Raw genomic sequence first — 22644 nt, 5'->3', positions numbered from 1 at the left:
AGCGCTGTGTACAACCCCGTCAAACACCGGTGCACCGATCGCGCCTCAGTCCACACCCGTCGTTCATCCCCACCGGCCCAACAGACGCCACACAGTTCTCAACGCTGTCATCCACACCCCGGCTCGCGCCCTAGCTGCTTGAAGCCCACGCTGTCCCCAGAATCCACACCCCTTATTACTGTTACTGAGTTATCTCCGTTGTTTCTTCTTTGAAGTACAGCGCTGGGGAGGCTTCGTTACGCTGGGCTCGCAAGGCCCGCGGTGACCGGGCTTGTCGGGCTTTGCGATTAGCTTTCAAGATGGCCTCCGAAGATCTACGGTTGTTCTTCGACTGCTAGCGACGGGCGGCTAGCCAACCTTGGTTTCGAACACTCGGCAGGTGAAGGGACGCTATGGACGCGGCGACGACAACAGCTGGCCTCACCGATCTGAAGTTTCGTGTGGTGCGAGAGTCTTTCGCCGACGCGGTGTCGTGGGTGGCGAAGAACCTGCCGACCAGACCTGCGGTGCCGGTGCTTTCGGGCGTGTTGTTGACGGGCTCGGATGAGGGCCTGACAATCTCAGGCTTCGACTACGAGGTGTCCGCCGAGGCACAGGTCGCGGCCGAAATAGCTTCTCCTGGAAGCGTTTTGGTGTCTGGCCGGTTGTTGTCGGACATTACCCGGGCGTTGCCGGACAAACCGGTGGACTTCTACGTGGACGGTAATCGCGTCGCGTTGACGTGTGGAAATGCCAGGTTTTCGCTGCCGACGATGGCGGTTGAGGATTACCCGACGCTGCCCGCGCTGCCGGACGATACCGGGAGCCTGCCGTCGGAACTGTTCGCCGAGGCGATCGGTCAGGTTGCCATCGCGGCCGGCCGGGATGACACGCTGCCGATGCTGACCGGGATTCGGGTCGAGATCTCGGGCGACACCGTCGTACTGGCCGCCACCGACAGGTTCCGGCTGGCGGTTCGCGAGCTGACGTGGACGGCATTGTCGCCCGACGTCGAGGCCGCGGTCTTGGTCCCGGCGAGAACGTTGTCCGAGGCCGCCAAAGCCGGCATCGACGGCTCGGATGTCCGCCTGTCGTTGGGTGCTGGGTCGGGCGTCGGAAAAGACGGACTGCTGGGCATCAGCGGTAACGGCAAGCGCAGCACCACCCGCCTGCTGGATGCGGAGTTCCCGAAGTTTCGGCAGCTGTTACCGGCCGAGCACACGGCGGTCGCCACCATCAACGTGGCCGAGCTAACCGAAGCGATCAAGCTGGTCGCGCTGGTCGCTGACCGAGGCGCGCAGGTACGCATGGAATTCGCCGATGGCATGCTGCGGCTCTCCGCGGGCGCCGACGATGTCGGCCGGGCCGAGGAAGACCTGGCCGTTGACTTCGCCGGCGAGCCGTTGACGATCGCCTTCAACCCGACCTATCTGACGGATGGGCTCGGGTCGGTCCACGCCGACCGGGTGTCGTTCGGTTTCACCACCCCGGGTAAGCCGGCGTTGTTGCGGCCGGCATTCGACGACGACAGCCATCCGACCGGCAACGGTCCCTTCCCCGCTTTGCCGACGGATTACGTGTACTTGTTGATGCCAGTGCGGCTGCCCGGGTAGGTGTACGTCCGGCATTTGGGACTGCGTGACTTCCGGTCCTGGGCGCAGGCCGACCTCGAATTGGAACCGGGCCGGACGGTGTTCGTCGGACCCAATGGCTTCGGGAAGACGAATCTCATTGAGGCACTGTGGTATTCGAGTACATTGGGTTCGCACCGCGTGGGTACCGACGCGCCGTTGATCCGGGCGGGCAGTACGCGCGCGATAGTTTCGACCATCGTCGTCAACGACGGCAGGGAATGTGCGGTCGATCTGGAGATCGCGGCGGGGCGGGCGAACAAGGCGAGGCTGAACCGCTCCCCCGTGCGCAGCACGCGCGAGGTGGTCGGGGTGTTGCGGGCGGTGCTTTTCGCCCCGGAAGACCTGGCGTTGGTCCGCGGCGATCCGGCCGACCGCCGGCGCTACCTCGACGATCTGGCGACGGTGCGCCGTCCGGCGATCGCCGCTGTGCGGGCGGACTACGACAAAGTGTTGCGCCAGCGCACGGCGCTGTTGAAGTCGTTGTCCGGTGCGCGACATCGAGGCGGCGCGGTGGACACCCTCGATGTGTGGGACGGCCGATTAGCCGAGCACGGCGCGGAATTGATGGCCGCCCGCATCGATCTCGTCAATCAACTGGCACCCGAGGTGGAAAAGGCCTACCAGTTACTGGCGCCGGGATCGCGGCAAGCCTCGATCGGCTACCGCGCGAGCATGGATGGCGTCGGCGCCGAAGGTACCGACCGAGAGTTCCTGGAAGCCGCGTTGTTGGCTGCGTTGTCGGCACGCCGCGACGCCGAGGTGGAACGCGGAATGTGTCTTGTCGGCCCACATCGCGACGACCTCGAGTTGCGACTCGGCGATCAGCCCGCCAAAGGCTTTGCCAGCCACGGTGAGTCGTGGTCGTTCGCCGTCGCACTGCGCTTGGCGGCCTACGAGTTGCTGCGGGCAGACGGGAGCGAACCGGTGTTGTTGCTCGACGACGTGTTCGCCGAACTCGATGCGACGCGTCGCCGCGCCTTGGCTTCGGTGGCCGAAGCGGCAGAACAGGTGTTGGTAACCGCGGCGGTCCTCGAAGACATACCGGCCGAGTGGGACGCTAGGCGGGTGCACATCGATCTGCGCGACGAAGACGGCGGGCGCGTATCGGTGGTGCAAGGATGACCGGCCCCGGCGGCGGATCGCCTTCCGACCGCGGCACACCGCCCGGCGACCTTACGGGCATCGACCTGGTGCGGCGCACCCTCGAGGAAGCGCGCGCGGCCGCCCGCGCGCAGGGAAAGGACGCCGGCCGTGGACGGGGCGCGCCTCCTCCGCCGCGCCGCGTCGCGGGACAGCGGCGAAGCTGGTCGGGCCCCGGGCCCGACACGCGTGATCCTCAACCCTTGGGCAGGCTGGCCCGCGATCTGGCGAAAAAGCGGGGCTGGTCGACGCACGTCGCCGAGGGCACGGTGCTCGGCCATTGGTCGTCGGTGGTGGGACACCAGATCGCCGACCACGCGACCCCGACCACCCTGAACGACGGGGTGCTCAGCGTGGCGGCCGAATCGACCGCATGGGCGACCCAGCTGCGGATGATCCAGGCGCAAATTCTGGCCAAGATCGCCGCCGCGGTCGGCAACGGCGTAGTGACATCGCTGAAAATCACCGGGCCGGCCGCACCGTCGTGGCGGAAGGGCCCGCGGCATATCGCCGGCCGAGGCCCCCGTGACACCTACGGTTGACCGAGCGGGCGACCCGCTTCAGCGCCGCCACAACGGCGGAAACCGGCTCGTCAAGCGTCCTGACGCGGCCTTCAGCGAAAAATTCCGCACACGGCGCAGATAGCTGTGCAGAAACACCCTCACAGAATCGGTCCTGGCGCCCCTTATCGGTAGACTGACGTGGAACCAGCGCAATGTCCCGGAGACTACCCGCGCGCAACCCCAAGGAGAGCCTTCCGCCCGTGGCTGCCCAAAAGAAGAAAACGAAAGAGTACGGCGCCGACTCGATCACCGTCCTGGAAGGGTTGGAAGCGGTCCGCAAACGCCCAGGCATGTACATCGGCTCCACCGGGGAGCGCGGATTGCACCATCTGATCTGGGAGGTCGTCGACAACGCTGTCGACGAGGCGATGGCGGGTTACGCCACGGAAGTCGACGTCAAGATTTTGGAGAACGGCGGCGTTCAAGTCACCGACAACGGCCGCGGTATCCCGGTGGGCATGCATGCCACCGGCATGCCGACGGTCGACGTGGTGATGACCCAGCTTCATGCCGGCGGAAAGTTCGGCGGTGATGACAGCGCCTACGCGGTGTCCGGTGGTTTGCACGGCGTGGGCGTGTCGGTGGTCAATGCATTGTCCACTCGACTCGAGGTCGAGATCTCGACCGACGGCTACGAGTGGTTCCAGCATTACGACCGCTCTATCCCCGGCACGCTGAAGCAGGGCGACAAAACCAAGAAGACCGGTACGACGGTCCGTTTCTGGGCCGACCCGGGCATCTTCGAGACCACGGACTACGACTTCGAGACCGTTGCCCGCCGGCTGCAGGAAATGGCGTTCCTCAACAAGGGACTGACCATCCACCTGACCGATGAGCGGGTGAGCAACGAAGAGGTGGTCGACGAAGTCGTCAGCGACACCGCAGAAGCGCCGAAGTCCGCACAGGAGAAGGCCGCGGAATCCGTTGCGCCGCATAAAGTCAAGCACCGCACCTTTCATTACCCGGGTGGTTTGGTCGACTACGTCAAGCACATCAACCGCACCAAGAACCCGATCCACTCCAGCATCGTCGACTTCTCAGACAAGGGGCCCGGCCACGAGGTGGAAATCGCGATGCAGTGGAACGCCGGTTATTCGGAGTCGGTTCATACGTTCGCCAACACCATCAACACCCACGAGGGCGGTACCCACGAGGAAGGGTTCCGCGCCGCGCTGACGTCGGTGGTGAACAAATACGCCAAAGACAAGAAACTGCTCAAAGACAAAGACCCCAATCTGACCGGCGACGATATCCGCGAGGGTTTGGCCGCGGTGATCTCGGTCAAGGTCAGCGAACCGCAGTTCGAGGGCCAGACGAAGACCAAACTGGGCAACACCGAAGTCAAGTCATTTGTGCAGAAAGCATGCAACGACAAGCTCTCGCACTGGTTCGAAGCCAACCCCAGTGACGCCAAGACGGTCGTCAACAAGGCGGTGTCTTCGGCGCAAGCTCGCATCGCGGCGCGCAAGGCACGGGAGTTGGTGCGCCGCAAGAGCGCCACGGATCTCGGCGGCCTACCGGGCAAGCTCGCCGACTGCCGATCCACCGACCCGCGCAAGTCCGAACTGTATGTCGTGGAAGGCGATTCGGCCGGCGGCTCGGCGAAGAGCGGCCGCGACTCGATGTTCCAGGCGATCCTTCCGTTGCGCGGCAAGATCATCAACGTCGAGAAGGCCCGCATCGACCGGGTGCTGAAGAACACCGAAGTCCAGGCGATCATCACCGCGCTGGGTACCGGGATTCACGACGAGTTCGACATCACCAAGCTGCGCTACCACAAGATCGTGCTGATGGCCGACGCCGACGTCGACGGCCAGCACATCTCCACGCTGCTGTTGACCCTGTTGTTCAGGTTCATGCGCCCGCTCATCGAAAACGGGCACGTGTTTCTGGCGCAGCCGCCGTTGTACAAGCTGAAGTGGCAGCGCAGCGATCCCGAGTTCGCCTACTCCGATCGCGAGCGCGATGGCCTGCTCGAGGCGGGGCAGAAGGCCGGCAAGAAGATCAACAAGGACGACGGCATCCAGCGCTACAAGGGTCTGGGTGAAATGGACGCCAAGGAATTGTGGGAGACCACGATGGACCCGACCGTGCGGGTGCTGCGCCAGGTCACCCTGGATGACGCGGCGGCCGCCGACGAGTTGTTCTCCATCCTGATGGGCGAGGACGTCGATGCACGCCGCAGCTTTATCACCCGCAACGCCAAGGACGTTCGCTTCCTGGATGTCTGACGAATCAGGCACGCCAACTAACACGAGGGACCGATGACTGATACGACGCTGCCACCCGGCGAGGGGCCAGCCGACCGGGTCGAGCCGGTTGACATTCAGCAGGAGATGCAGCGCAGCTACATCGATTACGCGATGAGCGTGATCGTGGGCCGCGCGCTGCCCGAGGTGCGCGACGGTCTCAAGCCGGTGCACCGCCGCGTGCTGTATGCGATGTACGACTCGGGGTTCCGCCCGGATCGCAGCCATGCGAAGTCGGCGCGGTCGGTCGCCGAGACGATGGGTAACTATCACCCGCACGGCGACGCCTCGATCTACGACACGCTGGTGCGCATGGCGCAGCCGTGGTCGCTGCGCTATCCGCTGGTCGACGGGCAGGGCAACTTCGGCTCGCCGGGCAACGACCCGCCGGCGGCGATGAGGTACACCGAAGCGCGGCTGACCCCACTGGCGATGGAGATGCTGCGCGAAATCGACGAGGAGACAGTCGATTTCATTCCCAACTACGACGGTCGGGTGCAGGAGCCAACGGTACTGCCAAGCCGGTTCCCCAACCTGCTGGCCAACGGTTCGGGCGGCATCGCGGTCGGCATGGCCACCAACATCCCGCCGCACAACCTGCGCGAGCTCGCCGACGCGGTGTTCTGGTGCCTGGAAAACCACGAGGCCGACGAGGAGGCGACGCTGGCCGCCGTCATGGAGCGGGTCAAGGGGCCCGACTTCCCGACGTCCGGGCTGATCGTGGGCTCCCAGGGCATCTCCGACGCGTACAAGACCGGGCGTGGCTCGATCCGGATGCGCGGCGTCGTGGAAGTCGAAGAGGCCAGGGGCCGAACGTCTTTGGTCATCACCGAGTTGCCGTATCAGGTCAACCACGACAACTTCATCACCTCGATCGCCGAGCAGGTCCGCGACGGCAAGCTCGCCGGCATCTCCAACATCGAGGACCAATCCAGCGACCGGGTGGGCTTGCGCATCGTCATCGAGCTCAAGCGCGACGCCGTGGCGAAGGTAGTGCTGAACAACCTCTACAAGCACACCCAGCTGCAGACCAGCTTCGGCGCCAACATGCTGGCGATCGTCGACGGGGTGCCGCGCACGCTTCGGCTCGACCAGTTGATCCGCCACTACGTCGCGCACCAACTCGATGTCATCGTGCGGCGCACCACGTATCGGTTGCGCAAGGCCAACGAACGCGCACACATCTTGCGCGGCCTGGTCAAGGCGCTCGACGCGCTGGACGAGGTCATCGCCTTGATCCGGGCGTCGGAAACCGTCGACATCGCCCGGGCCGGGCTGATCGAGCTGCTCGACATCGACGACATCCAGGCCCAGGCCATCCTGGACATGCAGCTGCGGCGCCTGGCCGCCCTGGAGCGCCAGCGCATCATCGACGACCTGGCCAAGATCGAGGCCGAGATCGCCGACCTCGAGGACATCCTGGCCAAGCCGGAGCGGCAGCGCGGGATCGTGCGCGACGAACTCGGCGAGATCGTCGAAAAGCACGGCGACGACCGTCGCACCCGGATCATCGCGGCCGACGGAGAGGTCAGCGACGAGGATCTGATCGCGCGCGAGGAGGTCGTCGTCACCATCACCGAAACCGGGTACGCCAAGCGCACCAAGACCGATCTGTATCGCAGCCAGAAGCGCGGCGGGAAGGGCGTGCAGGGCGCGGGGCTCAAGCAGGACGACATCGTCCGGCACTTTTTCCTGTCCTCGACGCACGACTGGATCCTGTTCTTCACCACGCAAGGACGGGTGTATCGCGCCAAGGCGTACGAGCTGCCGGAGGCGTCGCGGACGGCGCGTGGCCAGCACGTCGCCAACCTGCTGGCCTTCCAGCCGGAGGAGCGCATCGCGCAGGTCATCCAGATCAAGGGCTACGAGGATGCGCCGTACCTGGTGCTGGCCACCAAGAACGGCCTGGTCAAAAAGTCCAGACTGACCGACTTCGACTCCAACCGCTCGGGTGGGATCGTCGCCGTCAACCTGCGCGACGGCGACGAGCTGGTCGGCGCCGTGCTCTGCTCCTCCGAGGACGACCTGCTCCTGGTGTCGGCCAACGGCCAGTCCATCAGGTTCTCGGCAACCGACGAGGCGCTCCGGCCGATGGGCCGCGCCACGTCCGGCGTGCAGGGCATGCGATTCAACGAGGACGACCGACTGCTGTCGCTGAACGTGATCCAGGAAGGCACCTACCTGCTGGTCGCCACGGCCGGGGGTTACGCCAAACGCACCGCGATCGAGGAGTACCCGGTGCAGGGCCGCGGCGGCAAGGGCGTGCTGACCGTTCAGTACGACCGTCGGCGTGGCAGGCTGGTAGGGGCGTTGATCGTCGACGAGGAGAGCGAGCTCTACGCGATCACCTCGGGTGGGGGCGTCATCCGCACGGCCGCACGTCAGGTCCGCAAGGCGGGACGGCAGACCAAGGGCGTTCGGTTGATGAACCTGGGTGAGGGTGACACTCTGTTAGCCATCGCACGAAACGCCGAAGAAAGCGCCGAGGAAGAAATCGGGGCGATCGACGGCGTCGAGGAGTCGGACGGCTAATAGACTCGGCCCGACCGCACAGTCGACAGCCAGCGCCGGGCGGCCTTGGTACATACGTAAGGAGTCGGGGTGACTTCACCCAACGAGCCGGGGGCCCCCAACAAGGGTGACAGCCTGAACGGGGACGGTTCGGTCGAGCGAGCCGGTGTACACCGCGCGACGCCCGCCCAGGCTGGCCGCATTCCGGATGCCGCGGACGTGCCGCCGCGGGGGCGCGGCCCCGGGCGGCCCCCTCAGCCACCGCATCGCCAGGCGGAACCCCACGCCGAGCCGCGGCCGTCGGGCCCGCCCTCCGGGGTGGATGCGCGGCTGAACCGTTTCATCTCCGGCACCGCGGCTCCGGGGGCGTCGGCGCATCCGAAGAGCCCGCCGCAGGACTTCGATGCCCCACCCCGCGGCGACGGGCCGCCCGCCGAGGCGTACGCCAGCGAATTGCCCGATCTGTCCGGGCCCATCCCGCGGGCCTCGCAACGCAAACCCGCGCCCGATCGCACCGCGGAGACGTCGACCACGACGGGATCGGGCCGCTCGGCAACCGATGAAGCCAGAGAAAGCCGCGAAAACCGGATGCGCGTATCGCGGCGAAACCGTGGCCCAGTTCGGGCCAGCATGCAGATCCGCCGGATCGACCCGTGGAGCACGCTGAAGGTGTCGCTGTTGCTTTCGGTGGCGCTGTTCTTCGTCTGGATGATCGCGGTGGCGTTCCTGTACCTGGTGCTCGGCGGCATGGGTGTGTGGTCGAAGCTCAACAGCAACGTCGGTGACCTACTGAACAACACCAGCGGCAGCAGCGGCGAGCTGGTCTCCAGCGGCACCATCTTCGGTGGCGCCGTCTTGATTGGCCTGGTGAATATCGTGCTGCTGACCGCGATGGCCACCATCGCCGCGTTCGTCTACAACCTGACCACCGACCTGATCGGCGGCATCGAAGTAACCCTGGCCGACCGCGACTAGCGCCGATTCCCGGGATTTTGGGGGTGGGGCGGCGATTGCGGTAATCTCGTCGCTCGGCCGTACGCGCGTACGGGCCTATAGCTCAGGCGGTTAGAGCGCTTCGCTGATAACGAAGAGGTCGGAGGTTCGAGTCCTCCTAGGCCCACAACCATGTGCTCGTCCAGACGTTACGTACGACTCGCAGTGCCGCTGGCATTGATCGCTGCGGTGGCCGCGGTGGTGTGGTCGCGACGTGGGGTCGAGGTCTGGCACATGGCCCCGGTTGATGCGCCCGCAGCCGATCAGCCAGAGGGGCCTTAGCTCAGTTGGTAGAGCACTGCCTTTGCAAGGCAGGTGTCAGGGGTTCGATTCCCCTAGGCTCCACGGCATCATCCGCCTGACGGAGGCCGCCGCATGATGGTGCCGAAGATTGGCGGTCCGTAGCCTTTCTCATTGGGCTTGTCCCGCTGGGCCTTTCGTGCTCCCGGCGGCATCGGCGGGACGAACATCGGAACCAATGGGGCGCCCTCGGCTGTGGTTGCCGCCGCCAACGGCGCCTGTGCGGCGGCCAGCTGGATCGGGGAAGTGACCGCCGACGGCGGGACGACAAGGTTGCCGACGTACATTCCCCTGCCGAGAGTGGCGGTGACATTAGCCTCCACCGCGCCGGCTGTGGAGGCGGGTGGGGCAAAGAAATTGGGGGCCCCTCCCACGGCCTCGGGACCGGTGAGGTTGTAGGCAATGGCCAGGTTACGGGGGGTCGGGGCCAGGACGTCCGGGTATTGGCCGGGCATGAAATCGTGACCACCCGTGAAGAGACCGATCGCGTTGAACGGGAGCCCGCCCTGGATCAAGTTGGCGGGGGCTAGCTGGCTGATCAACCACGCGAGGGTCGGATTGGTGAAAATCGGATCCGTCGGAAGGTTGATGTCAGCGGCGGCGGCGGCTTGCGGGGCGGCCTGTGCGGCGGCTTGTGTGGTGGCGGTGGCGACCGCCGCACGCTGCGTTGCCTCGCCGGCCGGGTTGGTGGTGGTGGGTGGAGGAGTGAACGGCTGTAGCGCCATGGTCTGCAGGCTGGTGGCCTGGTAGCCGAGCATGGCGGTCGTGTTATCAGCCCACATCTGCAAGTACTGCAGCTCGGTGGCGGCGATGGCGGGGAAATTGATGCCGAAGTAGTTGGTCGCGATCAGCTGAGCCAGCAGCGTGCGGTTGGCGGTGACCACGCTGGGATGCACGATGGCTGTCTGGGTGGCGACGAAGGAGCCGGCCATGCTGGTAGCCGCCATCGACAGTTGAGCGGCCTCGGCCGCGGTGGTTTGCATCCAGCTGACGTAGGGGATGGTGGACAGGGTCATCGCCGTCGCTGCTGGTCCCTGCCAGGGAATGCTCGCCACGGTCGCGGCGTAGTCGGAGGCGGTCTGCCCCAGCTCGATCGCCAGCTCGCGCCAGGCGTTGGCGGCGGCGAGCCACGATTCGGGCCCCGGCCCTGAATGAATCAGCGCCGATGTGACCTCGGGAGGAGCCCAGAAATCCACGCTTATCCTGTCAATGCTCGCGGTCGATAGCGGTTGCGACGAAGCCCTGTGCGGTAGCCATGCTCTTGTTCCTTCAACATAGGCTAATCAATACGGCGGGCACTGTCGGTGGTCTATCACAAGGAATGTTCAGGGTATTGAATATTCGGCAAACTTTCTGGCTGTCGGGCACTTTTGTCAACGGCATAAAAACGTCCCCCGTGCCGACGTATCCGATTTCGTCGATTGAAGTCTATTCCTTCACGCGCCTTCAACGGCGAACCTCAAGGCTCGAACGTCGTCCTGCTGAGCTCCCTTGCCCGCCGGGTGCCCGCATCCGACCGCAGTTGCACGCAACTCCGGTTAACCGCGGCGAAGCGTGTCCAGGCCCAATAGACGTCAAAAGCGGTTACTCGCAGCATGATTCGAGCTTCAGGCGCCACAAAGCCGCTCAGGGGCGCGGTTGCACGTCGACACTGGGCGGACGCGGCGATGGCTCAGTGCGCCGCCTTGCGGAGCGCCGGGCGATGCTGAAGGCGGCAGCGCCACCGGCCAACAGCCCGACGACAACCCCCGCGATCAGCCATGGGCGCTTGCCGTGACGCCGTTGGGACCGGCGCGCGTCCTGCAGGGCCTGCGGCAGGTTCGCGACCACTTGCTGCGCGGCGGCAAGCTCTTGGGCGAGAGTTTCTTGCGCCGCGCCGATTTCGCGAGCCAGCCGGCCCTCCCGGTAACGGCGACGCAATCCCGACGCGGTCGCTTGCGCGGAGTGCGCCCCCAGCCCGACAACCCCTCGCGTGACGTCCACCGGTCCCAGCGCCGAATAGGCGAGGCCGCGGGCCAATCGCTCACGGGGGGTCAACCGGTGGTCCGCCTGTGCGCTCATCCGCTGCCTTTCTGTGCCGTGGGTGGAACCTACAGACTGCCACCAAAAAGACGCCCGCGGCACCATCGCCTTCACGACGTGTTCGGCCCTACCTGCTTCGGTCGATCGACACCGGGTGCGGGCATGCCCGCGGGTGATGGCAGACTGTGACCTCGTGACTAACAGCCCCTTTCAGACTGCTACCGCCACGCTGCACACCAACCGTGGAGACATCAAGATCGCCCTGTTCGGAAACCATGCGCCCAAGACTGTCGCCAATTTCGTTGGCCTGGCGCAGGGCACGAAGGAGTACTCGACGCAGAACGCCTCGGGTAGCCCCTCCGGACCGTTCTACGATGGCGCAGTCTTCCACCGGGTGATCAAGGGATTCATGATCCAGGGCGGCGACCCGACCGGTACCGGTCGCGGCGGCCCGGGCTACAAGTTCGCCGACGAGTTCCACCCCGAGTTGCAGTTCGACAAGCCCTACCTTTTGGCGATGGCCAACGCGGGCCCGGGCACCAACGGCTCGCAGTTCTTCATCACCGTCGACCAGACACCGCACCTGAACCGGCGGCACACGATCTTCGGCGAAGTGACCGACCCCGAATCGCAGAAGGTCGTCGACACGATCGCGACGACGGACACCGACGGCAACGACCGTCCCACCGAGCCGGTCGTGATCGAGTCGATCACCATCTCCTGAGGCCGCCGGCTAGCCTTCCCGCGGCCCGGCGTAGCCGGCGTCCGTAAGTGTGTCGAGCACGTCCAGGGGTTCGGTCCCGAGGTCCCAACGGGAGAAGACGACCAACCCGCCGTCGACCGTTTCGACCTCGAGCAACCGCATTTTGCGGGCCATCCGACGAAACTCGGTGATCCGGATGATCTTGATGTCGGAGCGCTGGAATTGCTGCGTTCGGAACCAGCCCCGGATCACCAGGCCGTCGGGCGTGATTGCCAGCTTCGGTCGCGCGCGCCACGTCGCGCCCGCAAACAAGATCAGACCGGCGGCGGCAATCCCCGTCATAACCCGCCCCGGCGGATCTGTGACCAGGGTCACACTCGCGATAGCCATCAAAACGCCGGCAACGCCGCAACCAGCGATTCCGGCCGCAGGAGGCTCCCATTTAGTTTGCTGCACTAGGCCTCCACCCCCTCCCACCACTGCCTATGCAGTTATCCACAAGCGCTATCAACAGTGGGGATAAATCACACGCGTGTGATTGGGTGGTCACAACGTTGCTGGCTCAGTAACGCAGCGACCCCAAGATGAATTCATTCCGGATTTGATCTTGGTCAGTGCCAACGCATTGTGAGCAACAAGCCGGTGATCATGAAAGCGAACGCGATCGCGTAGTTCCACGGCCCCAATTGCGCCATCCAGTGCAGCGCCGCCGGGGCTTGGCTGCCGACAGCGGCCAATTGAAACACCATCAGCCACACCAGCCCGATCAGCATGAGGCCGACGAACAGCGCGACGAACCACACACTCGACGGTCCGACCTTCACCTTCACCGGGGTACGGCTGACCGCGCTGACGGTGAAGTCGTTCTTCTTGCGGACCTTGGACTTGGGCATGGTTACCTCGGGGATATCTCGGAACTACCTCAACGACACGGTGAGCGGGACGGGTGCAACGATAACGACTGATGCTGCACGCATAACTTGGCTACGAGACTAACCCACCTGGCGCGTTCGCCAGGAAATGGAGAGCCGATGAACGATACGCGCCGCTCGCCATGGCGCTTCGGCGTGCCATTGGTCTGCCTGCTGGCGGGATTGCTGCTGGCCGCCACCCACGGCGTGTCCGGCGGCTCCGAGATCCGCCGCAGCGACGCCCCGCGTCTGGTCGACTTGGTCCGCGAGGCGCAGTCGTCGGTGAACCACCTCAAAGCGGAACGCGATGAGCTGGCGGGCAAGATCGACTCGATGCACGGCAAGTCGTCGAATGCCGCGTTGGCCGCGATGCTGCGGCGGTCCGCCGAGCTGGCCGGTGAGGCTGGGATGGATCCGGTGCACGGCCCGGGTCTGGCCGTGACGCTGCAGGATGCCCAGCGTGACGCCAATGGCCGGTTTCCCCGCGATGCCTCCCCGGACGACCTGGTGGTGCACCAGCAAGACATCCAGGCCGTGCTGAACGCGTTGTGGAGTGCTGGCGCCGAGGCGATCCAGATGCAAGACCAGCGCATCATCGGAACCTCGGTGCCCCGCTGCGTCGGAAATACGCTCCTGCTGAACGGCCGTACCTACAGCCCGCCCTACACGATCACCGCGGTCGGCAACGCCGCGGCGATGCAGGCCGCGCTGGCCGCCGCTCCCCTGGTGACCCTCTACAAGCAGTACGTGGTCCGATTCGGGCTGGGCTATCGCGAAGAGGTCAAGCCGGACGTGCAGATCGTCGGCCACACCGAACCGGTCCGGATGCATTTCGCGCAACCGGCGGGCCCGGTCGGGTATTGAGCGAACGGTACCCTGGCACGATGCGGATCCTGGTTGTCGACAATTACGACAGCTTCGTGTTCAACCTGGTGCAGTACCTAGGACAGCTCGGCGTCGAGGCGCAGGTGTGGCGGAACGACGATGCGCGACTGTCCGACGAATCCGCGGTCACCACCGAGTTCGACGGCGTTCTGCTGAGCCCGGGCCCGGGCACCCCGGAACGGGCGGGTGCGTCCGTCGCCCTGGTCCGCGCGTGCGGCGCGGCGCGCACCCCATTGCTCGGAGTCTGCCTGGGACACCAGGCAATCGGCGTCGCATTCGGCGCCACCGTCGACCGTGCGCCGGAATTGTTGCACGGCAAGACCAGCAGCGTGTACCACACCAATGCCGGTGTCCTGCAAGGGCTTCCGGATCCGTTCACCGCGACTCGGTACCATTCGCTGACGATTCTGCCTGACTCGCTGCCGCCGGTGCTCGAGGTCACGGCGCGGACTCGCAGCGGCGTCATCATGGCCGTGCGGCACACCGAGTTGCCCATCCACGGCGTCCAGTTCCATCCCGAGTCGATCCTGACCGAGGGCGGCCACCGCATGCTGGCCAACTGGCTCGCCTACTGCGGGTGGGCGCGCAACGACACGCTGGTCCGCCGGTTGGAGAACGAGGTGCGCGCCGCGGTGCGGCCGCAGTTGCCGGCAGATCCCGCCGCTACTGGCCGAACTTCAGCGTGACGACCCCGTCGCGGTTGCAGCCGGCCCCGGCGGGCGGATTCTGGTAGACCACCCGGTGGGCCTGGGAACCGCCGGCGTCGACGTCGGGCCCCTTGTCCAGGAACCCCGTCCAGCCCAGCGCCCGCAGCCGTGGTTCCGCATCGGTCCAAAACATGCCGGACAGGTCGGGCATGACGAACTGGTTGCCCTTGGACACCTGTAGTTCGATGACGGAGTCGACCGGGACCGTCTGGCCCTTAGGCGGATTGGTGCCGACCACTTCGCCCGCCGGGCGGGTGCTGTCGACCGAGGCCTGGCTGAACTTGGTGAAGCCATAGACGTTGAGGTTCTTTTGCGCCGCGTCCACCGTCTGGCCGGCGACGTCGGGCAGCTGCTTGGTTTCCGGGCCCGAGCCGACGATGATCGTCACCACGTTGGTGATCGCCGAGGTCTGGTTGGCCGGGGGGTTGGTCCCGATGACCTTGCCGATGAGGTCGGGCGTCGACGGCGAGTTGGCTTGCTTGAACTTGCTGAAACCGGCGGCGGTCAGCTTCTTGACCGCATCGGAGTAGCTCAGCGAGGAGACGTCCGGCAGTTCGCGTTGCTCTGGACCGGTGGAGACGTTGATGGTGATCTCGTCGCCCGCGCCCACCGAGGCATTGGCGCCGGGGTCGGTGCTGATGACGTGGTCGGGCGGGATCGTCGAGTCGGGCTTCTGCAGGGTGCGCGTCTTGAAGCCGCGATTCTGCAGCGCGGCGATCGCGTCCGCGGAGACCTGGCCCCGCATGTCGGGCACCTGAACGTCGCGGGTGCCGCCGCCGAAGGTGTTGAAGGCGATGACGACGACGATCGTCAGCACCGCCAGCACGGCGACCGCGACGACCCAGCGACCGATCGAACCGCCCATCCGATCGTCGTCGGCGCGGTCCAGCGCTTGGCGAGGTAGTGGGTCGGTGCGCGGGCCGCCGAGGTTCGGACCCGTCGACGTCAGCAACGAGCTCCGGTCGGCGTCGGTGAGGACCTTGGGCGCCTCGGGTGGCTCGCCGTTGTGCACGCGAACCAGATCTGCGCGCATCTCCGCGGCGGTCTGATAGCGATTGTCCGGATTCTTGGCCAATGCCTTGAGGACGACGGCGTCGAGGTCGGCGGAGATGCCTTCGTGCCGCGCCGACGGTGGAATCGGGTCCTCGCGCACATGCTGGTAGGCGACCGAGACGGGCGAGTCACCGGTGAAAGGTGGCTCGCCAGTAAGGATTTCGTACAGCACACAGCCCAACGAGTACACGTCGGATCGAGCGTCGACCGTATCGCCGCGGGCCTGCTCGGGTGACAGGTATTGGGCGGTCCCGATCACGGCGGCGGTCTGGGTGACGCTGTTGCTGTCGGCAATCGCGCGCGCGATGCCGAAGTCCATCACCTTCACCGCGTTGGTCGTGCTGATCATGATGTTTGCCGGCTTGACGTCGCGGTGAATGATGCCGTTCTGATGGCTGAAGTTCAGCGCCTGGCAGGCGTCGGCGATGATCTCGATCGCGCGGCGGGGTGGGAGCGGTCCGTCGGTGTGCACGATGTCGCGCAGGGTTACGCCGTCGACGTACTCCATGACGATGTAGGGCAGCGGGCCCGCGGCGGTCTCCGCCTCGCCGGTGTCGTACACCGCGACGATCGACGGGTGATTCAGCGCCGCGGCGTTCTGCGCCTCCCGGCGGAACCGCAGATAGAAGCTGGGGTCACGGGCCAGGTCGGCGCGCAGCACCTTGACCGCGACGTCGCGGTGCAGGCGAACGTCGCGGGCCAAGTGAACCTCGGACATACCCCCGAAACCGAGGATGTCACCGAGTTCATAGCGGTCGGACAGGTGCTGCGGGGTTGTCATTGCGGTATCTCGTACTGGGCCGGCGACGCGCTGGGTGTGAAGGGGATGTCCCAGCCGGGTTCGGGCCGCCCGCTCCGCAGTCCAGAATTACCTATCGTCGGTCGATCCGTCCAATTAAGCCGCAGGCCGGGACCCGCACCGCTCGGGGTCTTCGTCGCCGGCGGGGTCCCGGTGTCGGTGACGGTCGGGGCGGGTGTCTGCTGCTGCTCGTTCTCCGTGCGGGAGTTGATGACGATGAGCACCGCGATGATGATCGCCAGCGCGCCAAGCACCCCGGCCGCCCACAGCAGCGCGCGCTGACCCGATGAGAACGTTCGCCGCGGCGCGGGCGTCCGGTGCCCGCCCGTCGACGGCCGGGATCGGCGGGGCGGCGGCGTCCGGCCGGTGGCGGTGGCCGCCCTGGTTGTCGCACCGGAGGAGATCGCGACCGGCGCGGCCCGACCGGGCGGCGGTGACTGGCTCGGCCGAGGCGGGCGTCGTCCGGCCCGCACGGCAGCCACGGCGTCGGCGAAGGGTCCCCCGCTGCGGTAGCGCATACCGGGGTTCTTGACCAACGTGATCTCGATGAGTTCTCGCACGTTGGGCGGAAGCTCGGACGGAAGCGGCGGCGGGGGCTCCTTGATGTGCTTCATCGCCACGGTCAGGGCGCCGTCACCGGTGAACGGCCGCTTGCCCGAAACTACTTCGTACCCAACGACTCCCAGCGAGTAGACGTCGCTGGCGGGGGTGGCGTCGTGGCCCAGGGCCTGCTCGGGCGCGATGTATTGCGCGGTGCCCATCACCATGCCGGTCTGGGTCACCGGCGCGGCGTCGACGGCCTTGGCGATGCCGAAGTCGGTGATTTTCACCTGACCGGTGGGGGTGATCAAGATGTTGCCCGGTTTGACGTCGCGGTGTACCAGGCCGGCGGCGTGCGCGACCTGGAGGGCGCGGCCCGTCTGCTCGAGCATGTCCAGCGCGTGCCGGAGCGACAGCCGCCCGGTGCGTTTGAGCACCGAATTCAGCGGTTCGCCGTTGACCAGCTCCATGACCAGGTAAGCGGTGCGGCCCTCCCCGTCCATCTGGCTCTCGCCGTAGTCGTGGACGCTGGCGATTCCGGGATGGTTGAGCATCGCGGTGGTGCGCGCCTCCGCGCGGAACCGCTCGATGAACTCGGGATCCTGGGAGAATTCGCCCTTGAGCACCTTGACCGCAACGCGCCGGCCCAGCCGGCTGTCGACCGCCTCCCACACCTGGCCCATGCCACCGGTGGCGATCAGGCGCTGCAGGCGGTACCTGCCAGACAGCGTCACACCAACTCGCGGGCTCATGGTCCTCCCTGCAGCGCGGCCTCGATGACTGCCCGCCCGATCGGTGCTGCGAGTGCACCGCCCGTCGCGGACAGGCGGTCGGCGCCGTTCTCCACTAGTACCGCCACGGCCACCTTCGGTGATTGCGCGGGCGCGAAAGCGATATACCACGCGTGCGGCGGAGTGTGCCGCGGGTCGGTGCCATGCTCTGCGGTACCAGTTTTGGATGCGATCTGCACGCCGGGAATGGCCCCTTTCTGTTGTGCGACCTTCTCGGCGCCGACCATCAGCTCTGTTAGCTTAGCGGCGACCTGCGGCGACACGGCGCGGCGCTGTTGATAGGGCGCGGTGGTACTGATGTTGGCCAGGTCTGGACCCTTGAGGCTATCGATCAAGTAGGGCTGCATCGTCACCCCGTTGTTCGCGATGGTCGCGGCGACCTCCGCATTTTCCAGCGGCGTCAGCGCGACGTCCTTCTGACCGATGCTCGACATTCCCAGCGCGGCGGCATCCGGGATGATGCCGACCGTCGACTCCGCGACCTGTAGCGGAATGACACTCGGGGTGCTGTCCAGGCCGAACGACCGGGCCATGCTGCGCAGCGCGTCGGCGCCGGTGAGCATTCCCAACTGGACGAATGCGGTGTTGCACGACAGGGCGAAGGCCTCGCTGAGCGGCACAGTCGACGCGCCGCCGTTGCCGCATGGCTTGCCCCCATAGTTCTCCAGGGTGGCGGTGCTGTCGGGCAACGAAATTGTCGGCGCCGCGGTCAACTGCTCGGAGTCGGTAGCTCCGGCCTGCAAGGCCGCAGCGGTGGTGATCACCTTGAACGTGGAACCGGGCGGGTAGGTCTCGGAGATGGCCCGGTTGGTCAGCGGACTGTCGACGTCGTCGCGCAGTCGCTGCCACGCCTGCGCCTGCACCTCAGGGTCATGCGACGCCAGCAGGTTGGGGTCATAGGACGGCGACGACACCATGGCCAAAATCTTGCCGGTGGACGGCTCGAGGGCGACGACGGCTCCCTTGCACGGCGGCCCACCGCAGCCCTGCTGCATCGCGTCCCACCCGGCCTGCTGGACGTGCGGGTTGATAGTGGTGTCGACGTTGCCGCCGCGCGGATCGCGCCCGGTGAAGAAGTCGGCCAGCCGGCGCCCGAACAGCCGCTCGTCGGACCCGTTGAGCAGCGGGTCCTCGGCTCGCTCCAGGCCCGAGCTGGAATAGCGCAGTGAGTAGAAGCCGGTGATCGGGGCGTACACAGCGGGATTGGGATATACCCGCAGGAATCGGAAGTGGCTGTCGGTGGCCACCGAATAGGCCAGCAGCTGGCCGCCCGCGATGATCTGGCCGCGCTGACGCGAGTACTCGTCGAGCAGGACTCGCTGATTGCGCGGGTCGGCGCGCAGCCCGTCGGCGGCGAAGACTTGCGTCATGGTGGCGTTGAGCAGCAGCAGCACGATCAACGCCATCACGGTCACCGAGATCCGACGCAGAGAGGTGTTCATACCCGCTCGATCACTTCGGTGCCGGCCGCCGCGATGGGCGACTTGTTGAGTGCGCGTGTGCGCAATGGACGCCGGGCGCTGTGCGAGACGCGCGCCAGAATCCCCAGCAGCACATAGTTCGCCAGCAGCGAGGAGCCGCCGTAGGACATCCACGGAGTGGTCAGCCCGGTCAGCGGAATGAGCTGGGTTACCCCGCCGACGACGATGAACAGCTGAATGGCCAGCGTCGACGCCAGGCCGGCGGCCAACAGCTTGCCGAAGCTTTCCCGTGTCGCGATCGCGGTGCGCAGGCCACGGACGAGGACGATCGTGTAGAGCATCAAGATGCTGGCGAGCCCGACGAGTCCGAGTTCTTCACCGAACGCGGCGATGATGAAATCGGTGGACGCCGCTGGCACGGTGTCGGGTTGACCGTTGCCCAGCCCGGTGCCGAAGATGCCGCCGGTAGCAAAGCTGAATAGCGACTGCACGATCTGATAGCCGTGCCCGTCGGGGTCGGCGAAGGGGTCCCACCACGTCTGTACGCGAACCCGGACGTGCTCGAAAATGAAATACGCCACAACGCTTCCCGCCGCGAACAGCACCAGGCCGATGACAACCCAACCGAACCGCTGGGTGGCGAGGTACACCACCACCAGGAACGACGCGTAGAGCAGCAGCGACGTACCGAGATCTTTCTCGAAGACCATCACACCTATCGAGATCACCCATGCCGCGAGCAGCGGGGCGAGGTCGCGTGCGCGGGGCACGTTCAAGCCCATGAAATGCCGGCCGACGCTGGTGAACAGGCCGCGCTTGGCGACCAGCACCGCGGAGAAGAAGATCAGCAGCAGAATCTTGGAGAATTCGGCGGGCTGAATCGAGAAGCCCGGGAAGCGAATCCAGATCTTGGCGCCGTTCTCCTCGGACAGCGACGCTGGCAGCAGCGCGGGGATTATCAAGAAGACCAGGCCCGCGAACCCGCAGACGTAGCCGTAGCGCGCGAGTTGTCGGTGGTCCTTCAAAAAGGTGACGACGAGCGCGAACGCGGCCACCCCGACCAGCGTCCACAGCATCTGCTGGGTTGCGCTGGGGTGATGGCGACCGCTCGACTCGTTGTTGACGATGTCCAGCCGGTGGATCATCACCAAGCCAAGTCCGTTGAGCAACGCCACAATTGGCAGCAATAGCGGGTCGGTGTAGGGCGCGAAGCGCCTAACGGCGAGATGCGCGCTTCCGAACACGACCAGAAAAACCAGCCCGTAGGTGGTCAGGTCCCAGCGCAGGCCTCGTTGTTGGTTCGCCTCGACGATCAGGAGCGCGGCGACGGTGATCACGGCGGCGAAGCACAACAGTAGCAGTTCGGCGTTGCGTCGAGTGGGTAGCGGCGGCGTGACCGCAACCGGCGGTTGGACCTGAGTGGTCATGCGGCCGCCCGGCAGTCGATGCCCGGCTGAGGTGGGGGTGGCGGGAGTGTGGTGACCGTCTGGGAAATGGTCGGGGGCGAGGTGGTCGCGGGCGCTGCCGGCGAAGTGGTCGCGGGGGCGCTGGTGGGGGTCGGACTGCTAGGTGAGGTGCCGCTGGAGGTGGTGGGTGTTGTGGCGCTTGGTTCTGGCGTCCCGCTGGTGGCCGGGGCGCCGGGCGGAGAGGTGGCGCGCGGCGGGGGGCAGGCCGGTAGCAGGGAGTTGGCGGACAACTCGCGCAACTGACCGATGGCGTCGTCGAGGGTCCCGCCGGGAAGCCCGGCCTGAACCTGGGCGCGCTCCGCGGGACGCAGGTCCTGCAATCGCATCACGCGACAGTCGAGGTGCCCTCCGGACTGGCTATAACTGATAAGGGACAGTTCATTGCGCGCGTTGAGACAGCCCACCAAATAAGGATCGTGCAGTGACACGCCCAGCATCGACCCTTGAATTCCCCGCACAATCGAGACGATGCCGTTGTATTCGGCGACGTAATAGTTGCTTCGGATTACGGTTCGCACGATCGCCAGGCCGGCAAGCACCAGCAGGACGATCAGCGTCACGAAGATAAACATCCTGCGTCGCGGCCACCGCGGGCGGCTCGGCGTTTCTTCCTGTGGCGCAACCCGTTTCGCGGCCTCTTTGCGAGGGCTGATCGCGGAAGCCCGGCCGGCCGATGTGTTGGGCAGGGTGGTCAGTTGGTCTTCTTCACCCGACACCGCCCCCGCGAGAATCGGCTGGGTCTGGCCGTAGTCGTAGTCGACGACGTCGGCGACTACGACCGTCACGTTGTCGGGTCCGCCGCCGCGCAACGCCAATTCGATGAGGCGGTAAGCGCTTTCGGCGACGTCGGGGATCTGCAGGGCCTCGAGGATGGTTTCGTCGCTTACCGGGTCGGACAGCCCGTCCGAGCAGAGCAGGTAGCGATCACCGGCCCGCGCTTCCCGCATGGTCAATGTGGGCTCGACCTCGTGGCCGGTCAGCGCACGCATGATCAGCGATCGTTGCGGGTGGCTGTGCGCCTCTTCTCGTGTGATCCGTCCTTCGTCCACCAGCGTTTGGACAAAGGTGTCGTCCTTGGTGATCTGAGTCAGCTCGCCGTCGCGCAGCAGATAGCCGCGCGAGTCCCCGATGTGCACCAACCCAATACGGTTGCCCGCGAACAAGATTGCGGTGAGTGTGGTGCCCATCCCCTCGAGCTCGGGTTCCATCTCGACCTGTGCGGCGATAGCCGAGTTGCCCGCGCGCACCGCGGCGTCGAGCTTGGCGAGCAGGTCACCACCCGGTTCGTCGTCGTCCAGATGGGCCAGCGCGGCGATCACCAATTGAGACGCCACTTCGCCGGCGGCGTGGCCACCCATTCCATCGGCCAGCGCCAACAGTCGTGCGCCGGCATAGACCGAGTCTTCGTTGTTGGCGCGTACCAGGCCGCGATCGCTGCGGGCGGCATATCGCAGGACCAGGGTCACGGGCGCAACTCGATTGCCGTTTTGCCGATCCGAACCGGCGTTGCTATTGGGACTCGTACCGCAGTCGTCACCTTCGCCCTGTCAAGGTAAGTGCCGTTGGTCGATCCTAGATCCTCGACGTACCATTCGGAGCCGCGCTGAGACAGCCTGGCGTGCCGTGTCGAGGCGTAGTCGTCGGTCAGCACGAGCGTCGAATCGTCAGCGCGCCCGATGAGCACGGGCTGCCCGCTGAGCGTGATTCGCGCGCCCGCCAGTGAACCCTCCGTCACCACCAAATAGCGGGCAGCATGCCGGCGCTGCCGCGAGGGAAGGAGCGTGCCCCGTAACGCCAAGCCGCGACGCACCATGACAGCGCCAGTGGGTGCGTAGATGTCGGTCCGCAAGATTCGCAGCACCGACCAGATGAATACCCATAACAACATTAAAAATCCGGCACGCGTCAGTTGCAGTACTAGTCCCTGCATCTGGCGTCCTTTCCGTCCTGGCGTCGCATCCCTCGCATCGGTGACGC

General features: G+C 66.0%; 19 protein-coding genes and 2 tRNA genes. 11 read left to right on the top strand and 10 right to left on the bottom strand.

The genetic code is table 11. The features are described from left to right. The first annotated feature begins 392 nt into the window (after nucleotides 1-392). The 8 genes from dnaN to A5744_RS08320 all read left to right on the top strand — a co-directional run bounded on the left by dnaN (nucleotide 393) and on the right by A5744_RS08320 (nucleotide 9414). Nucleotides 393-1592, top strand: a complete 1200-nt coding sequence (dnaN, locus tag A5744_RS08355; protein ID WP_076060023.1) for a DNA polymerase III subunit beta — start codon at nucleotides 393-395, stop codon at nucleotides 1590-1592. Then, nucleotides 1593-2735: a DNA replication/repair protein RecF gene (gene recF, locus A5744_RS08350; RefSeq protein WP_076060022.1), complete on the top strand. Its 1143-nt coding sequence runs from the start codon at nucleotides 1593-1595 to the stop codon at nucleotides 2733-2735. It abuts the gene before it with no gap. Continuing rightward, nucleotides 2732-3295 (top strand): DUF721 family protein, encoded by a 564-nt coding sequence (locus A5744_RS08345; protein ID WP_076060020.1) that lies wholly within the window; start codon nucleotides 2732-2734, stop codon nucleotides 3293-3295. The genes recF and A5744_RS08345 overlap by 4 nt, the downstream gene beginning before the upstream one ends. Nucleotides 3296-3516: 221 nt before the next feature. Beyond that, on the top strand, nucleotides 3517-5547 hold the full coding sequence (gyrB, locus tag A5744_RS08340; protein ID WP_076060018.1) for a DNA topoisomerase (ATP-hydrolyzing) subunit B: 2031 nt from the start codon (nucleotides 3517-3519) through the stop codon (nucleotides 5545-5547). A 33-nt stretch (nucleotides 5548-5580) separates the two neighbouring features. Next, on the top strand, nucleotides 5581-8097 hold the full coding sequence (gene gyrA, locus A5744_RS08335) for a DNA gyrase subunit A (RefSeq protein ID WP_076060017.1): 2517 nt from the start codon (nucleotides 5581-5583) through the stop codon (nucleotides 8095-8097). A 69-nt stretch (nucleotides 8098-8166) separates the two neighbouring features. Continuing rightward, nucleotides 8167-9051 (top strand): DUF3566 domain-containing protein, encoded by an 885-nt coding sequence (locus A5744_RS08330; protein ID WP_076060015.1) that lies wholly within the window; start codon nucleotides 8167-8169, stop codon nucleotides 9049-9051. A 71-nt stretch (nucleotides 9052-9122) separates the two neighbouring features. After that, nucleotides 9123-9196 (top strand) — tRNA-Ile (locus A5744_RS08325). Between the two features lie 145 nt (nucleotides 9197-9341). After that, nucleotides 9342-9414 (top strand) — tRNA-Ala (locus tag A5744_RS08320). Between the two features lie 5 nt (nucleotides 9415-9419). Here the strand turns inward: A5744_RS08320 and A5744_RS08315 are convergent. Next, the gene (locus tag A5744_RS08315) at nucleotides 9420-10565 is read right to left on the bottom strand and encodes a PPE family protein (protein ID WP_076060014.1); all 1146 of its coding nucleotides are present in this window, start codon (nucleotides 10563-10565) and stop codon (nucleotides 9420-9422) included. 430 nt (nucleotides 10566-10995) lie between these two features. Next, on the bottom strand, nucleotides 10996-11430 hold the full coding sequence (gene cwsA, locus A5744_RS08310; RefSeq protein ID WP_076060012.1) for a cell wall synthesis protein CwsA: 435 nt from the start codon (nucleotides 11428-11430) through the stop codon (nucleotides 10996-10998). Between the two features lie 136 nt (nucleotides 11431-11566). Between cwsA and A5744_RS08305 the strand changes: the two genes are divergently transcribed. Next, entirely contained in the window at nucleotides 11567-12115 is a 549-nt protein-coding gene (locus A5744_RS08305) for a peptidylprolyl isomerase (protein WP_076060011.1), read from the top strand. 9 nt (nucleotides 12116-12124) lie between these two features. Here the strand turns inward: A5744_RS08305 and A5744_RS08300 are convergent, their stop codons facing one another. Both A5744_RS08300 and crgA read right to left on the bottom strand, forming a co-directional pair. After that, the gene (locus tag A5744_RS08300) at nucleotides 12125-12550 is read right to left on the bottom strand and encodes a PH domain-containing protein (RefSeq protein WP_076060009.1); all 426 of its coding nucleotides are present in this window, start codon (nucleotides 12548-12550) and stop codon (nucleotides 12125-12127) included. Nucleotides 12551-12705: 155 nt separating this feature from the next. After that, nucleotides 12706-12987: a cell division protein CrgA gene (gene crgA / locus A5744_RS08295; RefSeq protein WP_076060007.1), complete on the bottom strand. Its 282-nt coding sequence runs from the start codon at nucleotides 12985-12987 to the stop codon at nucleotides 12706-12708. A 138-nt stretch (nucleotides 12988-13125) separates the two neighbouring features. Here crgA and A5744_RS08290 point away from each other — a divergent pair, with 138 nt between their 5' ends. Then, entirely contained in the window at nucleotides 13126-13869 is a 744-nt protein-coding gene (locus A5744_RS08290) for a DUF881 domain-containing protein (RefSeq protein WP_076060006.1), read from the top strand. A gap of 20 nt (nucleotides 13870-13889) precedes the next feature. Continuing rightward, on the top strand, nucleotides 13890-14576 hold the full coding sequence (locus A5744_RS08285; RefSeq protein ID WP_076060004.1) for an aminodeoxychorismate/anthranilate synthase component II: 687 nt from the start codon (nucleotides 13890-13892) through the stop codon (nucleotides 14574-14576). Here A5744_RS08285 and pknB read toward each other — a convergent pair. From pknB to A5744_RS08255, 6 genes are read right to left on the bottom strand one after another with little or no spacing between them, the layout of a single operon-like run. After that, a complete protein-coding gene (gene pknB / locus A5744_RS08280; protein ID WP_076060002.1) occupies nucleotides 14554-16431 on the bottom strand; it encodes a Stk1 family PASTA domain-containing Ser/Thr kinase in 1878 nt (625 codons plus the stop codon). The two genes, A5744_RS08285 and pknB, sit on opposite strands and share 23 nt — an antisense overlap. After that, nucleotides 16428-17741, bottom strand: coding sequence for a serine/threonine-protein kinase (locus A5744_RS08275; RefSeq protein WP_076060001.1), 1314 nt, complete (start codon nucleotides 17739-17741; stop codon nucleotides 16428-16430). Before A5744_RS08275 ends, pknB begins: the two co-directional genes overlap by 4 nt. Beyond that, nucleotides 17738-19222, bottom strand: a complete 1485-nt coding sequence (gene pbpA / locus A5744_RS08270; RefSeq protein ID WP_076059999.1) for a D,D-transpeptidase PbpA — start codon at nucleotides 19220-19222, stop codon at nucleotides 17738-17740. The genes A5744_RS08275 and pbpA overlap by 4 nt, the downstream gene beginning before the upstream one ends. Next, nucleotides 19219-20628, bottom strand: a complete 1410-nt coding sequence (locus A5744_RS08265) for an FtsW/RodA/SpoVE family cell cycle protein (protein ID WP_076059997.1) — start codon at nucleotides 20626-20628, stop codon at nucleotides 19219-19221. Before A5744_RS08265 ends, pbpA begins: the two co-directional genes overlap by 4 nt. Further along, on the bottom strand, nucleotides 20625-22133 hold the full coding sequence (locus A5744_RS08260; protein ID WP_076059995.1) for a protein phosphatase 2C domain-containing protein: 1509 nt from the start codon (nucleotides 22131-22133) through the stop codon (nucleotides 20625-20627). The genes A5744_RS08265 and A5744_RS08260 overlap by 4 nt, the downstream gene beginning before the upstream one ends. Further along, nucleotides 22130-22597, bottom strand: coding sequence for an FHA domain-containing protein (locus A5744_RS08255; RefSeq protein WP_076059994.1), 468 nt, complete (start codon nucleotides 22595-22597; stop codon nucleotides 22130-22132). Before A5744_RS08255 ends, A5744_RS08260 begins: the two co-directional genes overlap by 4 nt. Nucleotides 22598-22644: the final 47 nt, after the last annotated feature.

The sequence above is a fragment of the Mycobacterium sp. IS-1264 genome (assembly GCF_001954195.1).
Classification (GTDB): Bacteria; Actinomycetota; Actinomycetes; order Mycobacteriales; family Mycobacteriaceae; genus Mycobacterium.
Note: the sequence above shows the minus strand (reverse complement) of the source record. Positions and strands in the feature narration are given on the sequence as shown.

What these genes read in the sequence shown, in the direction of transcription:
- dnaN (WP_076060023.1), top strand. Translation starts at nt 393, where the DNA reads ATGGACGCGGCGACGACAACAGCTGGCCTCACCGATCTGAAGTTTCGT.
- A5744_RS08345 (WP_076060020.1), top strand. Translation starts at nt 2,732, where the DNA reads ATGACCGGCCCCGGCGGCGGATCGCCTTCCGACCGCGGCACACCGCCC.
- gyrA (WP_076060017.1), top strand. Translation starts at nt 5,581, where the DNA reads ATGACTGATACGACGCTGCCACCCGGCGAGGGGCCAGCCGACCGGGTC.
- cwsA (WP_076060012.1), bottom strand. Translation starts at nt 11,430, where the DNA reads ATGAGCGCACAGGCGGACCACCGGTTGACCCCCCGTGAGCGATTGGCC.
- A5744_RS08305 (WP_076060011.1), top strand. Translation starts at nt 11,567, where the DNA reads ATGGCAGACTGTGACCTCGTGACTAACAGCCCCTTTCAGACTGCTACC.
- crgA (WP_076060007.1), bottom strand. Translation starts at nt 12,987, where the DNA reads ATGCCCAAGTCCAAGGTCCGCAAGAAGAACGACTTCACCGTCAGCGCG.
- A5744_RS08290 (WP_076060006.1), top strand. Translation starts at nt 13,126, where the DNA reads ATGAACGATACGCGCCGCTCGCCATGGCGCTTCGGCGTGCCATTGGTC.
- A5744_RS08285 (WP_076060004.1), top strand. Translation starts at nt 13,890, where the DNA reads ATGCGGATCCTGGTTGTCGACAATTACGACAGCTTCGTGTTCAACCTG.
- pknB (WP_076060002.1), bottom strand. Translation starts at nt 16,431, where the DNA reads ATGACAACCCCGCAGCACCTGTCCGACCGCTATGAACTCGGTGACATC.
- A5744_RS08275 (WP_076060001.1), bottom strand. Translation starts at nt 17,741, where the DNA reads ATGAGCCCGCGAGTTGGTGTGACGCTGTCTGGCAGGTACCGCCTGCAG.
- pbpA (WP_076059999.1), bottom strand. Translation starts at nt 19,222, where the DNA reads ATGAACACCTCTCTGCGTCGGATCTCGGTGACCGTGATGGCGTTGATC.
- A5744_RS08265 (WP_076059997.1), bottom strand. Translation starts at nt 20,628, where the DNA reads ATGACCACTCAGGTCCAACCGCCGGTTGCGGTCACGCCGCCGCTACCC.
- A5744_RS08255 (WP_076059994.1), bottom strand. Translation starts at nt 22,597, where the DNA reads ATGCAGGGACTAGTACTGCAACTGACGCGTGCCGGATTTTTAATGTTG.